The organism is Armatimonadota bacterium (assembly GCA_023511795.1).
GTDB lineage: Bacteria > Armatimonadota > UBA5829 > DTJY01 > DTJY01 > JAIMAU01.
The window spans coordinates 24,740-41,181 of sequence record JAIMAU010000006.1; the positions used below are offsets into that span (position 1 = coordinate 24,740).

Below are 16,442 nucleotides of genomic sequence, written 5' to 3' on the forward strand. Positions count from 1 at the left end.
ATGCGCGACCGGTTGCTTACATACGCAATTGCTGCTTCGATTGGAATCCATCTTGCCATTCTTGGTTTGGTTGGCAAAACATCGGCTGCCCGTCCGATTGAAATCGAAGATCTTAAGCTAGTTCGAGTAGAGGTTGTTGACATCCCGGAGAATGTGAAAGTTTCAGAGCCAGAGAACATCAAACCTGCGCCTAAACTCAAATCAACCGAGTCTGAACACTTACCGCTCCCACCGCCGGAAAAGATACCAGTAGCACCGCCAGCAAAGCCAAAACCAAAGCCAGGTAAACAGCCTCCATATCAAGAGACTAGAAAAAAGGCGCCAATTTCTGGATATTCTCCTGGCTCAACCATTGCCTCTAATAAACCGCCGGGCGACCCGGGCGGGGACTTGAACTTCGGCTCACCAAGCCATCATGGTGATATCAACATTGGCCCAAGTGGCCAGACACCAGTTGGATGGGTTCCTGGAAACCCGGGCGGCAAGGGCGTAGGTTCAGGCAGTGGAGAAGGTGTTGGAAAGCCAGAACCCCTACCGAATGCGACTCCAGGTCCTGGTCAAGAACCAAACCCAGCGCCACCACCTCCACCACCTCCGCCACCTCCGCCGCCGCCTGACATAGACGTAAAGGTATGCGCCGAATCTGGAATGCTGCCAGGTCCATACTGCGAAAAAACGGTGATTAAGTCATTTAGGCCTGGCAAAGAACCAACCTCAATTTGCACAATCTGCAAGCCAAAGCATATCTCAACCCTGGCCGACAGGGCTGAGCCAGAATTGGTCAGCGGGTCAAAGCGTCCGAAATACCCTCCATCAGCCAGGGACCAAGGAATCGAGGGCTCTGTAACAGTCGAGTATACCATCAACACAGAAGGCAATGTTGTGGGCGTAAAGGTTACAAAATCTTCCGGCAGCATCGAACTTGACCGCGCGGCGACCGAAACCGTCCAAAGTCGAAAATATAAGCCTGCCGTTCAGGGCGGCATTCCTCGAAACTTTCGCAAACGCGAAACTTTCCACTTTGCACTGGATTAAGCTAATCAAGAGGTTCAGTGCTCATCCCATTTTCTATTTATCGCCCATTCATCCTCATGGCCGCAAGACTTGGCATACTTTGAAGAAGCAACCAAAAACTTTGTCAGCACTTCCCGGCATGAGATGTTGCCGCAGATGTGTCTAGCCCATGAGTAAATCCATTTTGCATGCAGATTTCTGCTTGAATGTTCTAATTTTTCGGCGATGCTATAGAAGCATTAGCCATCTTGACATCAAGCAGTGTTTAGATTTAAAATCATAAGTTGCAATTTTCGAGCTTTGTCATCTGATATTTGATTGAAAAGCCAAGCGGTTAGGTGTGCAGTTATTTGGGTTTACTATCACCGCCAACAGTTTAATAATGTGAAAGGGGAGTCGGAATGATATATCCTTCGATGGATGAGCTTGACGCCAAGGTAGGAAGCAAGTATGCGCTAGTTATAGCAGTGGCAAAGCGAGCGCGCCAATTGCGCGAGGGTGCTCAACCGCTGGTCGAAAGCACATCCAAAAATCCGATCACCATTGCTCTTGAAGAAATTGCGGCTGGAAAGATTCGGATTCACAAGCCAACTCCAGAGGAACAAGCGGCCCGGGAAGAACAGCTTGCTCTTCCTCGCGAACGCAAGCGTGAAATAGAAGAAGCAGTCGATCTTCTCAGAGCTCCGGTACAAGAAGTCACGGAAAAGACGGGCGATGAAAAAACATCCCATGAGGAAGAAGGAGAGCTCACTGCTTCGGGCAATGGCTTGTCCAATGTAGATGACCAAGGTTCATTGGGTGAAATCGGGCTCGAAGAAAGGCCCGAGATTGTAGAAGAATAATACTTAGAAATTATAAAAAGCCTCGAAACAACTTAAGCACACATTGAGTAACTAAACAACCAAGATGCCTGTGAAAAGAGATTACTATGAGGTATTGGGAGTTGACCGCGGGGTATCTCAGGAAGAAATCAAGAAGGCATACCGACGGTTAGCTCGCCAATACCATCCAGATGTAAATAAGGGCGACTCGAACGCCGAGGAAATCTTCAAGGAAATCAACGAAGCCTATGATGTCCTGAGCGACCCAAAGAAGCGCGAGATATATGACCGATATGGTCATCAAGGGCTAAATGGTCGCTTTTCAGGGTCTGGACCTGGGTTTGGATTTGAGGACTTCGGCATTGGCGGATTTGGCGATATCTTCGATTTGTTCTTTGGCTCAGGCATAAGAACAGAACAACATCGAAGATCAACCGCCGAACCCGGTGCAGACCTTCAATATGAACTTGAGATTACCCTGGAGGAAGCTGCCACCGGCGTTGAACGTGTATTCCGACTATCAAGAATGGAACGATGCGAAGCCTGTAATGGAGCTGGGTATCCACAAGGCAGTTCGCCAGGGTTATGCCCTGACTGTGGCGGCACTGGCCAGATAGAACATCGTCGCTCAACAATACTTGGGTATATCTCATCGGTAAGCACATGCTCCCGATGCCGGGGCACAGGCGAGATACTTACGAACCCTTGTCGCAATTGCGGCGGCCAGGGGCGCATTCGCCAGACGAGTGAGCAAACTGTTCACATACCGGCCGGCGTTGAAAACGGCTCTCGAATTAGAATCCGTGGGGCTGGCGATGCAGGTATTCGAGGCGGCCGAGCAGGAGATTTGTACGTAATAGTCTACATCAAGCCTCACAACATATTTGAGCGTCGCGGGGACGACATCATTTGCGAGGTTCCCATAAGCTTTGTTCAAGCTGCGCTTGGTGATACGATTGAGGTGCCAGTGCTTGGTGGGACTACTACTCTGCGCATTCCGCAGGGGACCCAACCAGGACAGGTTTTCAAACTTGACGGCAAGGGTATGCCCAATCTTGATACAGGGCGGCGGGGCGACGAACACGTGGTTATCAAAGTAACAATCCCGACTGAGCTTTCGGCCCAGCAGAAAGAATTGCTCGAGCAGTTCGCTCAGTTGAGCGGGATCTCGGTAGAAAATGGCCGAGGCAAAGGCTTGTTTAGAAAAAAAACAACAAAAGAAGTAGGCTGAAATATCATGCGTTGGGCCGAAATGGAAGTCCAAACCAACGTGACGGCTCAAGAAGCCGTCGAAGCGATAATGTTTGAGAACGGATGTGGTGGCTTAGCCATTCAAGGTGAAACCCCTGTCTTCATTAAATGCTACCTCCCAGTTGACGATCGGCTAGAAGAACGCATATCCAATATCCAAAGTGGCATTGCAAACCTCACCAAGTTTGGGCTGGACCCAGCTCCTGCCGAAATTACTATCAAATATGCCGAAGAACAAGAATGGGCAGAGGCGTGGCGTCAGTTTTTCCGCACAACCCGAGTTGGAAAGCATATAGTTATTAAACCCCCATGGGAAAAATTTAATCCTGAACCCGGCGACGTAGTGATTGAAATCGAGGCAGGCATGGCCTTTGGAACAGGGCAACACCCAACCACTCGTATGAGCCTTGAAGCCCTTGAGAAGCGCGTTCGGCAATGCATGACCGTCGTAGATTTTGGTACTGGTTCGGGAATCTTGGCGATTGCAGCGGCGAAACTAGGCGCCTGCCTTGTAATCGCATTCGACATAGACGAGCTCGCCGTCCGAGCAGCAAGGGAAAACGTCCAGCGTAATAACGAAGAAGAGCATATCGAGGTCCACCAAACTGATAACTTAGGGTTCATTCAAACTACTGTTGACCTAATCACGGCAAACATAGTAGCCGAAACGATCACAAAAAACGCTCCTGACATCGCCCGCGTACTTCGCAGGGGCGGCATCCTCATTGCTTCAGGTATCGTAGACGAGAAATCGGCAGACGTCGAACGTGCACTTCGAAACGAAGGTTTTGACATAGCGGAGATCCTCAAAGATGGCGAATGGACAACCTTGGTAGCACATAAAGCCAGCTAACTCTTAACAAAGGAGGCCAACAATGAAGCCCCCCATAGGCCTTGTGTTTCGGATCTGCGCCATAATAATTTTCGCATCCACCATATATGCTAAATGCTCCGCAACACACAACATTTCCTACCGGTGGGAAACCCGTCATGTTGAGATCGCCTATAGAGATTCCGTTGGTACACCAATCCCCACTAGCTACGGCTTTTGGGCATTAATGCAGAACTTGGCCCACCAAAAGCGGCTTTTTGAAAGCTATATGCGTTCGCCGGCAGTAAGTTCCATTGGCAATAAGCTGGACGTTGAAATTTCGGTGTTTGGTTTGGAAGGCAAACCGCCAGGAATGGTGCTGAAAGGCCAAAATGTTCAGGCAGTGGTCAAGCCACCATTTACTGACCCAAGGGTTATGCATGCTTTGCTTGAAATGTCTGCAGGCAATAGCCTTGAACTTTTCGGCGATCTTTCAGATTACCATACACGTCGCGCGAAGCATGCGCTAACCGCATTTCCAGATGATGGCTTTCCAGTCTTTTCTCCATCGGGGAGCCGACTTGCGTTCCAGTCGTGGCGGGGAGATATTGTGGACGTCCTAATAGCTTCGCCTGATGGAAGCCGACCTATACGCACAGGTGGTACAACAGCGACAAAGAGCTTGCGGTCGCTTGCTGGAACACACAGCATCTTTGGCTTACCTGTTTGGTCGCCTAACGAGCGGATGATTGCATACATCGCAGACGGCAAGGTTGTGGTGGCAGATTTAACACGAGGGACCACTCGCTTAATCACCGACTGTGAAGATGCAATCACAAAGGTTTTATGGTCACCGGATGGAAGCATGATAGCGGCAATTGTCTCAGGCATGGATGACGACATTCGCTACGCATCAGATGTGCTCCTATTGAATCCCTATATCGCGAAACCAGTTTCTTTAAAAAACAAATTGGCGGTTCTCAAACGTGGTTTTTTCCCGACGAACTTGAGCTGGCAACCCACTTCAAGGGTTTTAGCAGTGGTGGTAGGACTCACAGGCGTCGACTTGGGAATAAATGGTAAATACCTAAGTGCTGAGGAAACGAGAAACTCCATTGTATACTTCGTGGATCCCTTTTCTCAGAATACCCAGTCAATCCGCTTGCCAGGATTGTACGTTGACGATGGGTGGAGCGAGGACGGCAAAACGTGGACAGTCGTTGTTAGGTCTGGAGATGAATATATGCTCCTCTGCATGTCTGAAGAAAACCTCCGCATAAAGACTGTCGCCACGAGTGCCAAAGAAATGTGCATCCTAGGCATACAAGACGGCTGCATCTCCTATCTCGATGGCGAGAAGCCAATTCTCGCCAATCTTAGCGAAGGGAAAGCTAAGCCCCTAGACAACGTGCGGGTGGAAAATATCCAGCTTATGCCGGGAGTTTACGGTGGTTACATTGGCTCAAGCGAAGATTTCACGACAAAGAATGAGCAGGGCGAGAAGATTATATTAATTGAAGATGGGTCTTCACAGCACTACTTACTAGGGGCTAGCGATGGCAAAGTTATCGAGAAGGAGTGGGGCAAAGTAATCATTACCGCTCCTGGAACCTTCCCAGAAGGCTGGCTTTCTCGGTTTTCAAAGGAGAGCGACCTCATACATCTTGACTGGTCTCCAAAGGCGAAGGCATTTGCCGCGTCGGCAAGTCAGCATGGAGGATTAATTGAGATGCTTACTGCCAAGCCAGGAGGAGTTCCAACAAACATTAGCAGAAAGCTTGATTCACAGGCAATTAGAATACTCAAGGTGGAACAAAAAGACCGCAACAAGTCACCGTAGGGCAGATTGGAATTCGGCAATTAAGGCGGCGGTTGCAGCTTTCATATCATCAGCACAAACTACTGCCGATATAACTGCCGCCGAATCAGCACCAGCCCTAGCAACTTCGCGTATATTCTCAAGCGAGATTCCGCCAATCGCTACAATAGGAATTTTACAAACTTTGCGAATGGCTACTAAGCCCTCAATCCCAATAGGAGGCCCAGCATCTGATTTAGTGGAAGTTGAGAAAATTGAACCTACACCTATATAGTCGGCGCCAGCCTCCTCAGCCGCTAGGGCTTCCTCAATCGTTGATACGGAAACTCCGATGATTCCGCGGGGGAATAGCTTGCGGACTTCTTGAATTGGCTGATCTTCTTGCCCGATATGTACTCCGTCCGCGCCGCATGCGATAGCAACTTCGACCCGGTCATTAACAATGAACAAAGCCCCAGCCCTAGTGGTAATCCGAACGATTTCAGTTCCAACTTCGATTAAGCGGCTATCATCGGCAGTTTTATCCCTCAGCTGGATAATACGAGCTCCGCCGGAAATGGCAGCCCTAGCAATTTCAAGATGGGTTCGCCCCGGGGCTAGCTGCTCATCGGTAATAACATAAATACCAGCTATTTGATGGCGTAAGCTCTTTCTGCTAGCTGCTTGGGTGCAGTTCGAAAACTTTAAAGTCAACTTATTTACCGACCGATTCACCCCTGACAAAGCTCATCTTGCCTTCATCGTTTATCAGGAACGGGCGATGGTAGAGGCGTTGCTTGATTTTGATTCGCAGGCTCTGCAGGCTTGCCAATGTCCGGGGCGGGTTCGATATGCCGCAATTCGGAAGGCGAGGCTGGCCTGGAGGATTTGCTTGCAACCAGTGGGTAGGTGACTATGGCCGCGGCAACGGCCAAAACAAGTATGATCACCACCGCTGCCACCACCGGGCTTATCTCAGCTCTGGTATCGAACTTTGTTATCAGAATCACCTCCCTGACGCTGGCGGTTCACCCACACCAAAGCGAATATACCACTAGCACGAACGCTTGTCAAGTACTAAAATGAAAACTATTCAATCTTTTTGTAATCGTTTTCTTGATTAAAATTTCTTTAGTTGGAAATATGTAATCGTTCTCAGCTTTCTCTTATAAAGATGGCGCATTGAAGCGGTTCATAGCCTGTTCTATGCCTTGCTCGAGGATAGTTTCGACAGCATCTGCGGCTCGTGAAACCACCTCGCGAATAATTGGCATCTCCGAATGGCTAAATTTGCTGAGCACATAATCAACCATGTCCCCGGCTGGCATGCCAATGCCAATCCTAATTCTTGAAAAATCTTCAGTGCCTAGCTCATTAATAATGGACTTTAAGCCCCCATGTCCTCCAGCCGAGCCGCCAGCTCGGATTCTAAGCCTTCCCAATGGGAGATTGACATCATCGCTAATAATAATCAAATCGGCAGTCGTTACCTGATATTTGCGAACTAATGCCGACACTGCCTGACCACTCAGGTTCATGAAAGTGAGCGGCTTGGCAAGCACTACCTCTTGGTCTGCTATAATCCCCTGGCCTATAAGCGCCCTCAGCGCCCGCGATCTGATAGGAATATGATGCCTGCGACTCAACAAATCAACAGTCATATATCCAACATTATGTCGTGTGCCTTGGTATTTTCTGCCTGGATTGCCAAGACCAACGATGATTTTCATTCTCTGAACAACTCGCTTACGGACTCATCTAGGTGAATTCGCCGGATTGCATCTGCTAACAATGGCGCCACCGAGAGAACTGTAATCTTACTGTTCGGCTGAGCTTTAACCGGTATTGTGTCAGTCACTACAACTTTTTCAATCGGCGCCGCATCTAGTCTTTCAATTGCCCCGCCTGAGAGCACAGGATGTGTGCAACATGCATAAACCTTCTTTGCTCCTCGTTTCTTCAGCTCAAGTGCTCCTGTGGCGATTGAGCCTCCGGTATCTATCATATCGTCTATCATCACTGCAATCTTATCATTTACGTCGCCGATGATTTCCATGACCTCTGCCCTGTTTGGTTCCGGCCGACGCTTTGCAATTATTGCAATTGGACTTTGAAGCATTTCGGCAAGCGCCCTTGCTCGCGCCACACCACCGACATCGGGGGAAACCACAACCAAACCTGAATCTGTTAGGCCCAATTTCTTTAGATGCTCCGCGATGATGGGGCAACCTGAAAGGTGATCCACAGGAATATCAAAAAAACCTTGGATTTGGTCGGCATGAAGATCTACAGTAAGAACACGGCTTGCACCAGCAACTGTCAAAAGGTCCGCCACCAACCTGGCAGTGACAGGTTCGCGCGGCTTTACCTTCTTATCCTGGCGGGCATAGCCGTAGTAAGGGATTACGCATGTGATGCGCTTCGCAGAGGCTCTTCTAAATGCGTCAAGCATTACAAGAAGCTCCATGAGATTTTCGTTGACAGGCGCACATGTCGATTGTATAAGAAAAACATCCGTGCCCCTAGCGCTTTCATCTATCTTAACCCGAACTTCGCCATCAGAGAACCGGGAAACCAACATTTTTCCAAGCGAAAGGCCAAGCTCCCGAGCAATAGACTCCGCCAATCCAGGATTTGAGTTCCCGGCAAATATTCGCAAATCAGAATTCCTCGGCATCTCATATCTCCTTTTTTTCTAGCTTTCGCCCCCTTACTGAGGCAGCATCATTAGGGGATACCACGACTTTACTTGGAAAATAAAGGGTTGGCAGCTAAATCAGCCACAATATGGAAGGCAAATGGATTAGGTATTGCCATCCTTTTGGCTTTTCTCACGACGGCGCTTTGCCCAGCCTTCTTTAACTTCCTGACGCTTTCTAGCAACCGCAAGCGAGTCTGCAGGGACGTCCTTTGTGATTGTAGACCCAGCAGCAATGTAAGCACCATCGCCAATAGTAACAGGCGCTATTAAGGTTACATTCGACCCAACAAAAGCGTTCTTGCCGATTATTGTGCGGTTTTTCTTAATGCCATCGTAGTTGCAGGTGATTGTTCCAGCGCCGACGTTGGTATTATCGCCAACTTCAGCATCACCTACATAAGCGAGGTGCGCCATCGAAACCGAATTTCCAATTATCGCATTCTTTGCTTCGACAAAGTCGCCCAATCGAACATCCTTACCTATTTTGCATCCAGGACGTATATTTGCAAATGGTCCTACGCGAGTTCCATCATCTATGACGCTTTCAATAACGGTTGAGTAAAGGATTGTTACTCGATCACCAACCTCCACATTAACCAGCCGTGCCGCAGGGCCTATTAAGCAATCGGCACCTATCTGACATCCTTTTTCGATAATTGTGCCTGGATATAGAATGGTATCCTGGCCAATTTTCACATCCCAATCAACATATGTTGATGATGGGTCAACCACTGTTACTCCTTCCAGCATCAACCGCTCGAGGATTCGCCTTCTAATGACATCCCCCAGCTTCGCAAGCTGAACGCGGTCATTAACTCCAAGAACTACATCCGGGTCGTCTGACACCACTCCTCCCACTCTCAGACCATCATTAGCCATAAACTCGATTACATCCGTAAGGTAATACTCTCCCTGCTTGTTATTTGGCGAAATCTTCTGCAAGTAAGTTTGGAGGCATGCCAGTTTGAAGCAATAGATAGCCGTATTGATTTCACGAATTTCAGTCTCTTCAGGCGAGGCATCCTTTGCCTCGACAATTCGTTTAATTGAGCCATCCGAACCACGTACGACCCGGCCATAGTGCGCACCATTTTCGAGAACTGCCGTGAGAACAGTTGCGTCCGCCTCAGACTGAGAATGTTCGCTGATTAATCGCTTCAGGACATCGGCTGTCACAAGCGGTGTGTCGCCCGGGAGGACGAGGACATTGCAAGAACGGTTGCCAAGGGTATCAACAGCCCGCCGGCACGCATCACCCGTGCCCAGCTGTTCTTCCTGGACGACATATGAGACATCTCTGCCAAGTCCTTCTCTAACTTGCTCGGCGCCGTACCCAATTACAACAACGCATTCATTAATTCCTGCGTCCTTACACGCGTCAATAATATATCGCGTCATTGGTTTGCCGCAGATTGGATGAAGGGCTTTCGGTAGTTTTGACTTCATTCTCGTGCCCTTTCCAGCAGCAAGAATTATCCCAACAATATCCTGCATCCTCATGCTCCCCAGAGATAATTTTACTAGATTTTGAACATCCCTATCGAGCGCAACATCTTTAATACCTTCGCCGAGATGTATGGGAATTCCTTCGGAGTAGATGCTGCTGCCTACGTTACTAAGGCCGCAATAGTAGTTAGCAACTAGTATATTTACTGGTTGTCTTTCTGAAAGTTATTTGGTAGTCTAATTTATGGAAATTTTACACATTTTGGTAACTAATGTTTCGGAGAAGAAACATGAGCGGTGGCTCTAGACTCTTTATCGCCCTCCGCACAGCATACATTCTGTGGCTTATTCTATCTGCCGTTAGAGTATTAGCGGCAGAGTGCCCGTACCTCTACGGCATTCACGACCACGACCCTGCCCCTACCGAATATCTCAATCACATCAAACAATACGGTGTCACCGGCGGCTGGATTACTGCCACCGTTGCAGTTGGACACAACCCAAATGATCAGAGCGGCGTAGACTTCACGTCCTTCTCAAACGCTGGACATACAGTAATCTGTCGAATTAACAACGGTTATTGCGACGTCGGCACAATTCCACTACCTGAATATTACGCCGATTTCGCACAGAGGTGCGCCAACTTTGTTTCACATTCGCCTGGCTGTAATATTTGGGTCATTGGAAATGAGACAAATCTAGCAGTCGAATGGCCGCCGAGAAACGGACATAAAGCATATGTCTCGCCTGAGAGCTATGCTCAATGTTTCCGTTTGTGCTACAACGCAATCAAAGCAGTTAGACCAAACGATAAGGTCGTCTGCCAAGCAATTGCCCCTTTTGGAGGGCCGTATGGCTCCGGTACAGTATGTGGATATACCCACGATGCCTGCCCAATCAACTGGGTGACATATATGAACCAAATGCTTACAGCCATTAAGAGCACAGGGGGCATTGATGGCATAGCATTGCATATTAACTCCCGAGGCTATACCTATGCCGACATCCACAGTACTCAGAAGGTAAATGCAGGCGGCCAGATGCTATACTTCAGCTTCTATGTGTACAAAGACTGGATTGACTATGGCATCCCTGCCGATTTATATCATCTTCCACTCTATGTCACAGAGTGCAACGGCGTTTACTATTGGAAGGGGGGCCACCCAGAAAATCCGACTAGCCATTATGAACCGGGATGGATGCAAGAAATTTACGCTGAGATTAATAGGTACAATCAACAAGCAAGGACAGAAGGAAAGCCGATTTTCCGCTGTATCAATATGTATCGCTGGTGTGCCTATTGTGATGACTGGAATATTGATGGGGCAAGCAATCCGTACAAGAACCAAATCCTAAGCGACCTCGACCAAGCAGTCTCACAAAAATACCGCTGGCCTGACCCTGGCATTATCATTGATAATTCAGATTCGCAGTTTGCTGTGATATCGGGCACTTGGAACACCGGCACATCTGCTACAGACAAATACGGCGCCGACTACCGCTGGAATAGCACTGGAACAGGCGAGGATGTAGTAAGATGGACGCCAAACCTGATCCAAAGCGGCAATTATGAAGTAATGGCATGGTACCCAGCTGGCACAAATCGTGCCGTCAATGCTCCTTTTACGGTTGTTCATAAGGATGGCTCGAACACAATCATTATCAACCAGACGATAAATGGCGGGAAATGGAATTCATTAGGAACATTCCCATTCAACGCTGGACAGTCTGGCTATGTTTCCCTCTCAGACAACGCAGAGGCATCAAAGGTCGTAATTGCAGACGCAATGCGATGGGAGTACAAATCGCCGCTGCAGCTCCCCGGAACTATCACCGGCTTTGTGCGCAATAGGAACGGAAGCGGAATATATGGCGCAACAGTTTCCACAAGCCCAGGAGGCTATTCTGCTACTACCAACAGTAGCGGTGAATATACTTTAACCAATATTATGCCAGGAACTTATACGGTTACCGCCTCAAAGCCAGCATACTGCTATCAGACCATCCCCAATGTGACCGTAGTTTCAGGAGGAACTACAAGTCAGAACTTCACACTTACAATGATTGGTAGCAATATGTTACTAAACGGTGATTTTGAGGGTGGATTCCAACCAAATGGTGTGGCAAACTATTGGACCCCCTGGATTTCACCTTGGAGCAACTCAATTACATACACCGATTCAACATCGCCAGTTCACGGCGGAAGCCATGCGCAGAAATGGGGAAGACCCGACCGTTACCGCGTCCACGGAGGAATATGCCAATCGGTAGGCGGGGTGACCCCTGGACGACAGTACACTGTTAGCGGCTGGATTAGGTTTCAAGCGACCGATCCTGGCGCTTGGGCCGAGATAGGATACGATCTGACCGGCCAGACCTCAAACGGCGAAGCAAGCACGGTGCAATACACGAAGCTTGAAAGCGGCGGCCAGAACACTTGGCTATACTATACAAAAACTGTGACAGCCACTACCGACAAAATTTCCATTTTCTATAAGTTTGGCCAATATTACGAAGGCGGCACTGGGCCAAGCTGGGCTTATGCAGATGACGCTGAAATCTACGAGGTGCCCACTCCACCCGTGATGGTGTACGTCAATGACGATGGTGTCTACCAGACAAGCACAACATCCATTCATGGCTCATGGCTAGCATCCGACCCGGAATCAGGTATTCAGTTATACAGCTATGCAATTAGCACAACGCCAGATGAATCTGGAATCATTCCTGGTGGGGGTTGGCTTTACACCAGTGGCCCACAAGGCACCAGGACTGGGCTCTCGCTTGTCAATGGACAAGTATATTACATCCTGGTAAAGGCTAGAAATCCCCACAATCAATGGAGCGACATCATGGCGTCGGACGGCATACGCGTGGTGCAATCAGTGCCATCTCTTGCAGAGGCAAAGAAATGCCTGGACGGCCGCTGGGTAGAAGTTCAAAACCTTGTCTGCACTCTTCCTGCAACGGCCAACTGCATGGGGGTACGTCAATCCGACAGCTATGTTGGGATCAAACTCACAAAGGGCACAGGGACTCTGCCATCAATAGCAAGAGGCACTCAGCTTACGGTGATGGGTCGAATGTCCAGCGCAGGCCACACTAGAGAGCTGACAGATGTGTATATTACCACTGGCGGTTCGGCTAACGGTGACCCAGTTCTTCTGACAAACCGTGACGTTGGCGGCGCTGATTTCTTCTATGACCCGGGGCCGCCAGTTCAAGGGCAAAAGGGAACACCATGGGGAAGAGGCCCGAACAACGTCGGGCTGACTGCCGTTGTTTTCGGGCGGGTAATAGGTTCGGACCCAGGAGTCTTCTATATTTCCGATGGTTGCCCCATGCCCAACAGCCTGCCAATAAAATACCTTTCGGGAATAACGCCGCCGGCCATGAACGCATACGTTAGGGTAACTGGTCTAGTGGAAGCAGACGGCATCTTAGTACTCCGCCAAGAAGACATCTTGACTTTGCAATAATGAGCGCCACCTATAGCAAGTGAGCCTTCCCAACAATTAACGCATATATTACATAAAACCAGCCGAAGATCATGTGCACGAAGGTCCACACTACCGAGGTGGTATGCGACCACGAAATAAGCGCAGCTAGTACTGAACCAAAGCCAATGCCAAGAGTGGCCGCTGGGTTTCCTGGATTGCCACTGCTATTTCTCATCCTCTGCCCTCCTTAAAGATTCCTTTTCATAAATCTCGCTTTCTAATGCTGCCCGCACAATATTCTCCCTAATCCTATGAGCATCTTTACCCATTTCCTCAATTAGTTTCCTCATTAGCTGTCTTTTAGTTTGCTCACTCCGCGGGCAAGGTGGCGGGGGCGAGGGCAACTCAATAAGCGAAGAGAAGCGTTTAATTTCGGCCTCCGGAACATAAGCTAAGGGACGAATTAGCTTAAACATTCCGCCAAAATAGGACGCACATGGTGTCATTGTTTCCAACCTTCCATGATAAATGAGATTAAGAAGGGCAGTTTCTGCCAAATCATCGAGATGGTGGCCAAATGCTACTTTATTGCATCCCAATTCCCTTGCCATCTCAAAAAGGGTGCGCCGGCGGTTCCAAGTGCAACGCTCACAGGTCATCGGGATTGACTCCCCTTCGGGCACGAACATTTGTCGAACCAGATATTCGATTTCGTGCGCCCGAAGCCACTCCTCAAGCTCTGGGTATGGTAGCAAGTACGAACCTCGGGCATCACCGACGACGTGGATGGCAACGACACTGTATCTCTCAGGCACGAAGCGCATTCTGAATCTAAGGATATATAGCAAGCTGAGGCTATCCTTTCCGCCCGAGACCGCAACAGCTATGCGGTCGCCATCCTCTATCATTCTAAACTCATAAATTGCCTTGTTGACTTTCTTTAGCATGAATCGAGCTAATCGCTCAGCTTTAAGATTAGTAGCCATGGCGATTCATTGTATCAAATTCAGCTATTCACTGCTATTAAAAACCATTCTGCCGCCTTTCTGCTTTATCAGCATCAAAGCTAAAACTAGAAATTATTTGACGTATTCGCGTCTTTTTGTTATATTGCCGCTCGGTAGCAAAAGTAATAATTCATCGGAGGACTCCATGAGGTTACGTGACGTGCTTTCCGTATGTCTCTTAAGCTTAATCCCAATGCTCGGCTCTACCAACCCGCAGATTACCTTTGATAAAGACGGATTTTTGAACGTAAATGGGAAGCCGTTTTTTCCAATAGGAATATACACCCTGCAGAATAAAGACGGGAAAAACCATGATGCAGTTATGGCTGAGGGCAAAGCCGCAGGGTTCAACATGACGGTTTTTTATGCTTACACACCCGAAACAGTGACCCCACTCTTGGATGCGGCGGCTCGCAATGGGATACTGGCTTTTATCTACCCTACAATTCCCTTCAGCATAGAGGGAGGAAAGACCCTCACAGACGAAGCTATTGTCAAGGATATTGAGTTGCGCAAGAACCACCCAGCTCTCCTCGGTTGGTATGTTGTTGACGAGCCCGAAGGCATTGGAAAGGGCTCAGTCGAGGAGGTACTTCACCGCTATAAACTTATCAAAAAAACAGACCCAAAGCATCCTTGTTCCTTGGTTGTAATGAGCCCCCAGGCGGCTGAAAAATACAGATTATGTACGGATATAATGTGGATTGACCCATATCCTATACCATACAGACCCGTAACCTACGTCACCGACTGCGTGTCGGGCGCCATCAAAGCAGTTGGCAAGGACAAACCTGTATGGGCGGTTCTTCAAGCATTTGACTGGAATGTTTGGAAAACTGGAAAGGTAGATAAAGTACATAGGCCAACACCCGAGGAAGAGCGATGCATGACCTACCTTGCGCTAGTTCATGGAGCAAAGGGCATTATTTACTGGGCTCACCTCGGCTCAAGGTACTATATTCACGACTACCCACTCCATTGGGCAACGGTTAAGAAGTTGGCTGGTGAGATGAAGCTCCTAACACCAGCGCTCCTTGCTCGAAGTATTGAAGGCACCCTTGCTGTGTCGCCAGTGGATGCGCCCATAGATACAATGGTCAAGCAAGTAGGAGATGCGTTCTACGTTTTAGCTGTAAATCACAATTCAGACGCATGCAAAGCAACCTTCAATCTAAAGGGTCTCCAAAAGAGCGCACGCGTCGAGGTCGTTTTTGAATCCCGCACGTTGGAAGCAAAAGACGGTATCTGGAGCGACAACTTTGCCCCGCTAGAAGTGCATGTATACAAGATAAAGTAATTTTTAACAACACTCCATCTTTATCTCACTACCATTGCGGGTATAATTCCTCCAAGATTCTGGTGTTTTTATTTGAAAGGAGACCCAAGACATGAAACTACGCGAAAAATGTGCAGTGGTGACCGGTGCTCAGCAAGGAATTGGCAGAGAAATTGCGCTTGCAATGGCTTCTGAAGGCGCAGCTGTGGTGGTTGCTGACATAAATCCAGACAAATCCAAAGCCGTAGTAGCAGAAATTGAGTCGCAGGGCGCCAAGGGTCGTGCAATTTTATGTGACGTAAGCTCAAAAGAGCAAGTAGACAATCTCTTTGACGAGACCATTCGAACGTTTGGCAAAGTAGATATACTGGTGAACAACGCAGGCATTGCAAAGTTCAAGCCATTCCTCGAAATTACCCCTGAAGAATGGGATGAAACAACAAGTATAAATTTGGGAGGGCAATTTCTCTGTGCCCAGGCAGCAGCCCGAGATATGATTAAGCGACGCTGGGGCAGAATCATAAACATCGCTTCTGTTGCCTCAGGCCAAATTGGCATAGGCTTTCCGAACCTTGTACATTATACTGCCTCAAAAGGTGGAATAACAGGCATGACAGAAGCGATGGCGATTGAGTTGGGACCTTATGGTATAAACGTCAACGCAATTGGCCCAGGGGTAATAAAAACCGCTATGATTACCCCTTTGGAAAAAGAAGGCGTCCTGGAAACACTCGTCAAACAGCGAATACCCAAGGGGCGAGTGGGCACTCCTGAAGATATAGCCAACCTAGCAGTCTTTCTAGCATCTGAAGAAGCGGATTACATCACAGGAGCTACTATATTTATTGACGGCGGATGGCTTGCAACTTAAGGAAGG

General features: G+C 48.6%; 15 protein-coding genes. 9 read left to right on the forward strand and 6 right to left on the reverse strand.

The genetic code is table 11. The annotated features are described in order from the left end of the window. The 5 genes from K6T99_07150 (at position 1) to K6T99_07170 (ending at position 5,737) form a co-directional block, all read left to right on the forward strand. Complete coding sequence (locus K6T99_07150; GenBank protein MCL6519596.1) at positions 1-1,035, forward strand: TonB family protein; 1,035 nt, start codon at positions 1-3, stop codon at positions 1,033-1,035. Positions 1,036-1,415: 380 nt separating this feature from the next. Beyond that, positions 1,416-1,856: a DNA-directed RNA polymerase subunit omega gene (gene rpoZ / locus K6T99_07155; GenBank protein MCL6519597.1), complete on the forward strand. Its 441-nt coding sequence runs from the start codon at positions 1,416-1,418 to the stop codon at positions 1,854-1,856. Positions 1,857-1,920: 64 nt separating this feature from the next. Beyond that, entirely contained in the window at positions 1,921-3,066 is a 1,146-nt protein-coding gene (gene dnaJ / locus K6T99_07160) for a molecular chaperone DnaJ (protein MCL6519598.1), read from the forward strand. A gap of 6 nt (positions 3,067-3,072) precedes the next feature. After that, positions 3,073-3,939, forward strand: a complete 867-nt coding sequence (gene prmA, locus K6T99_07165) for a 50S ribosomal protein L11 methyltransferase (protein ID MCL6519599.1) — start codon at positions 3,073-3,075, stop codon at positions 3,937-3,939. 22 nt (positions 3,940-3,961) lie between these two features. Next, a complete protein-coding gene (locus tag K6T99_07170) occupies positions 3,962-5,737 on the forward strand; it encodes a hypothetical protein (protein MCL6519600.1) in 1,776 nt (591 codons plus the stop codon). On the opposite strand, the gene thiE is transcribed toward K6T99_07170, so the two are convergent. Beyond that, on the reverse strand, positions 5,729-6,349 hold the full coding sequence (gene thiE / locus K6T99_07175) for a thiamine phosphate synthase (protein MCL6519601.1): 621 nt from the start codon (positions 6,347-6,349) through the stop codon (positions 5,729-5,731). The genes K6T99_07170 and thiE overlap by 9 nt on opposite strands. Before the next feature lie 143 nt (positions 6,350-6,492). Here thiE and K6T99_07180 point away from each other — a divergent pair, with 143 nt between their 5' ends. Beyond that, positions 6,493-6,753 (forward strand): hypothetical protein, encoded by a 261-nt coding sequence (locus K6T99_07180; protein ID MCL6519602.1) that lies wholly within the window; start codon positions 6,493-6,495, stop codon positions 6,751-6,753. 108 nt (positions 6,754-6,861) lie between these two features. On the opposite strand, the gene pth is transcribed toward K6T99_07180, so the two are convergent. The 3 genes from pth to glmU form a co-directional block, all read right to left on the reverse strand. Beyond that, positions 6,862-7,425: an aminoacyl-tRNA hydrolase gene (gene pth, locus K6T99_07185; protein ID MCL6519603.1), complete on the reverse strand. Its 564-nt coding sequence runs from the start codon at positions 7,423-7,425 to the stop codon at positions 6,862-6,864. Further along, on the reverse strand, positions 7,422-8,372 hold the full coding sequence (locus K6T99_07190) for a ribose-phosphate pyrophosphokinase (GenBank protein MCL6519604.1): 951 nt from the start codon (positions 8,370-8,372) through the stop codon (positions 7,422-7,424). Before K6T99_07190 ends, pth begins: the two co-directional genes overlap by 4 nt. Positions 8,373-8,498: 126 nt before the next feature. Further along, complete coding sequence (gene glmU / locus K6T99_07195) at positions 8,499-9,890, reverse strand: bifunctional UDP-N-acetylglucosamine diphosphorylase/glucosamine-1-phosphate N-acetyltransferase GlmU (protein MCL6519605.1); 1,392 nt, start codon at positions 9,888-9,890, stop codon at positions 8,499-8,501. A 242-nt stretch (positions 9,891-10,132) separates the two neighbouring features. Between glmU and K6T99_07200 the strand changes: the two genes are divergently transcribed. Beyond that, positions 10,133-13,321 carry a carboxypeptidase regulatory-like domain-containing protein gene (locus K6T99_07200; protein ID MCL6519606.1) on the forward strand — a complete coding sequence of 1,063 codons (3,189 nt, stop codon included), beginning with the start codon at positions 10,133-10,135 and terminating at the stop codon, positions 13,319-13,321. 10 nt (positions 13,322-13,331) lie between these two features. Here K6T99_07200 and K6T99_07205 read toward each other — a convergent pair whose 3' ends face one another. Together K6T99_07205 and K6T99_07210 are read right to left on the reverse strand one after the other, a co-directional pair. Next, entirely contained in the window at positions 13,332-13,517 is a 186-nt protein-coding gene (locus K6T99_07205) for a hypothetical protein (protein ID MCL6519607.1), read from the reverse strand. Next, the gene (locus K6T99_07210) at positions 13,507-14,268 is read right to left on the reverse strand and encodes a tRNA 2-thiocytidine(32) synthetase TtcA (GenBank protein MCL6519608.1); all 762 of its coding nucleotides are present in this window, start codon (positions 14,266-14,268) and stop codon (positions 13,507-13,509) included. The genes K6T99_07205 and K6T99_07210 overlap by 11 nt, the downstream gene beginning before the upstream one ends. 166 nt (positions 14,269-14,434) lie before the next feature. Between K6T99_07210 and K6T99_07215 the strand changes: the two genes are divergently transcribed. Then, positions 14,435-15,586, forward strand: a complete 1,152-nt coding sequence (locus K6T99_07215) for a hypothetical protein (protein ID MCL6519609.1) — start codon at positions 14,435-14,437, stop codon at positions 15,584-15,586. A gap of 91 nt (positions 15,587-15,677) precedes the next feature. Further along, a complete protein-coding gene (locus tag K6T99_07220) occupies positions 15,678-16,436 on the forward strand; it encodes an SDR family oxidoreductase (protein ID MCL6519610.1) in 759 nt (252 codons plus the stop codon). The last annotated feature ends 6 nt before the right edge of the window (positions 16,437-16,442 follow it).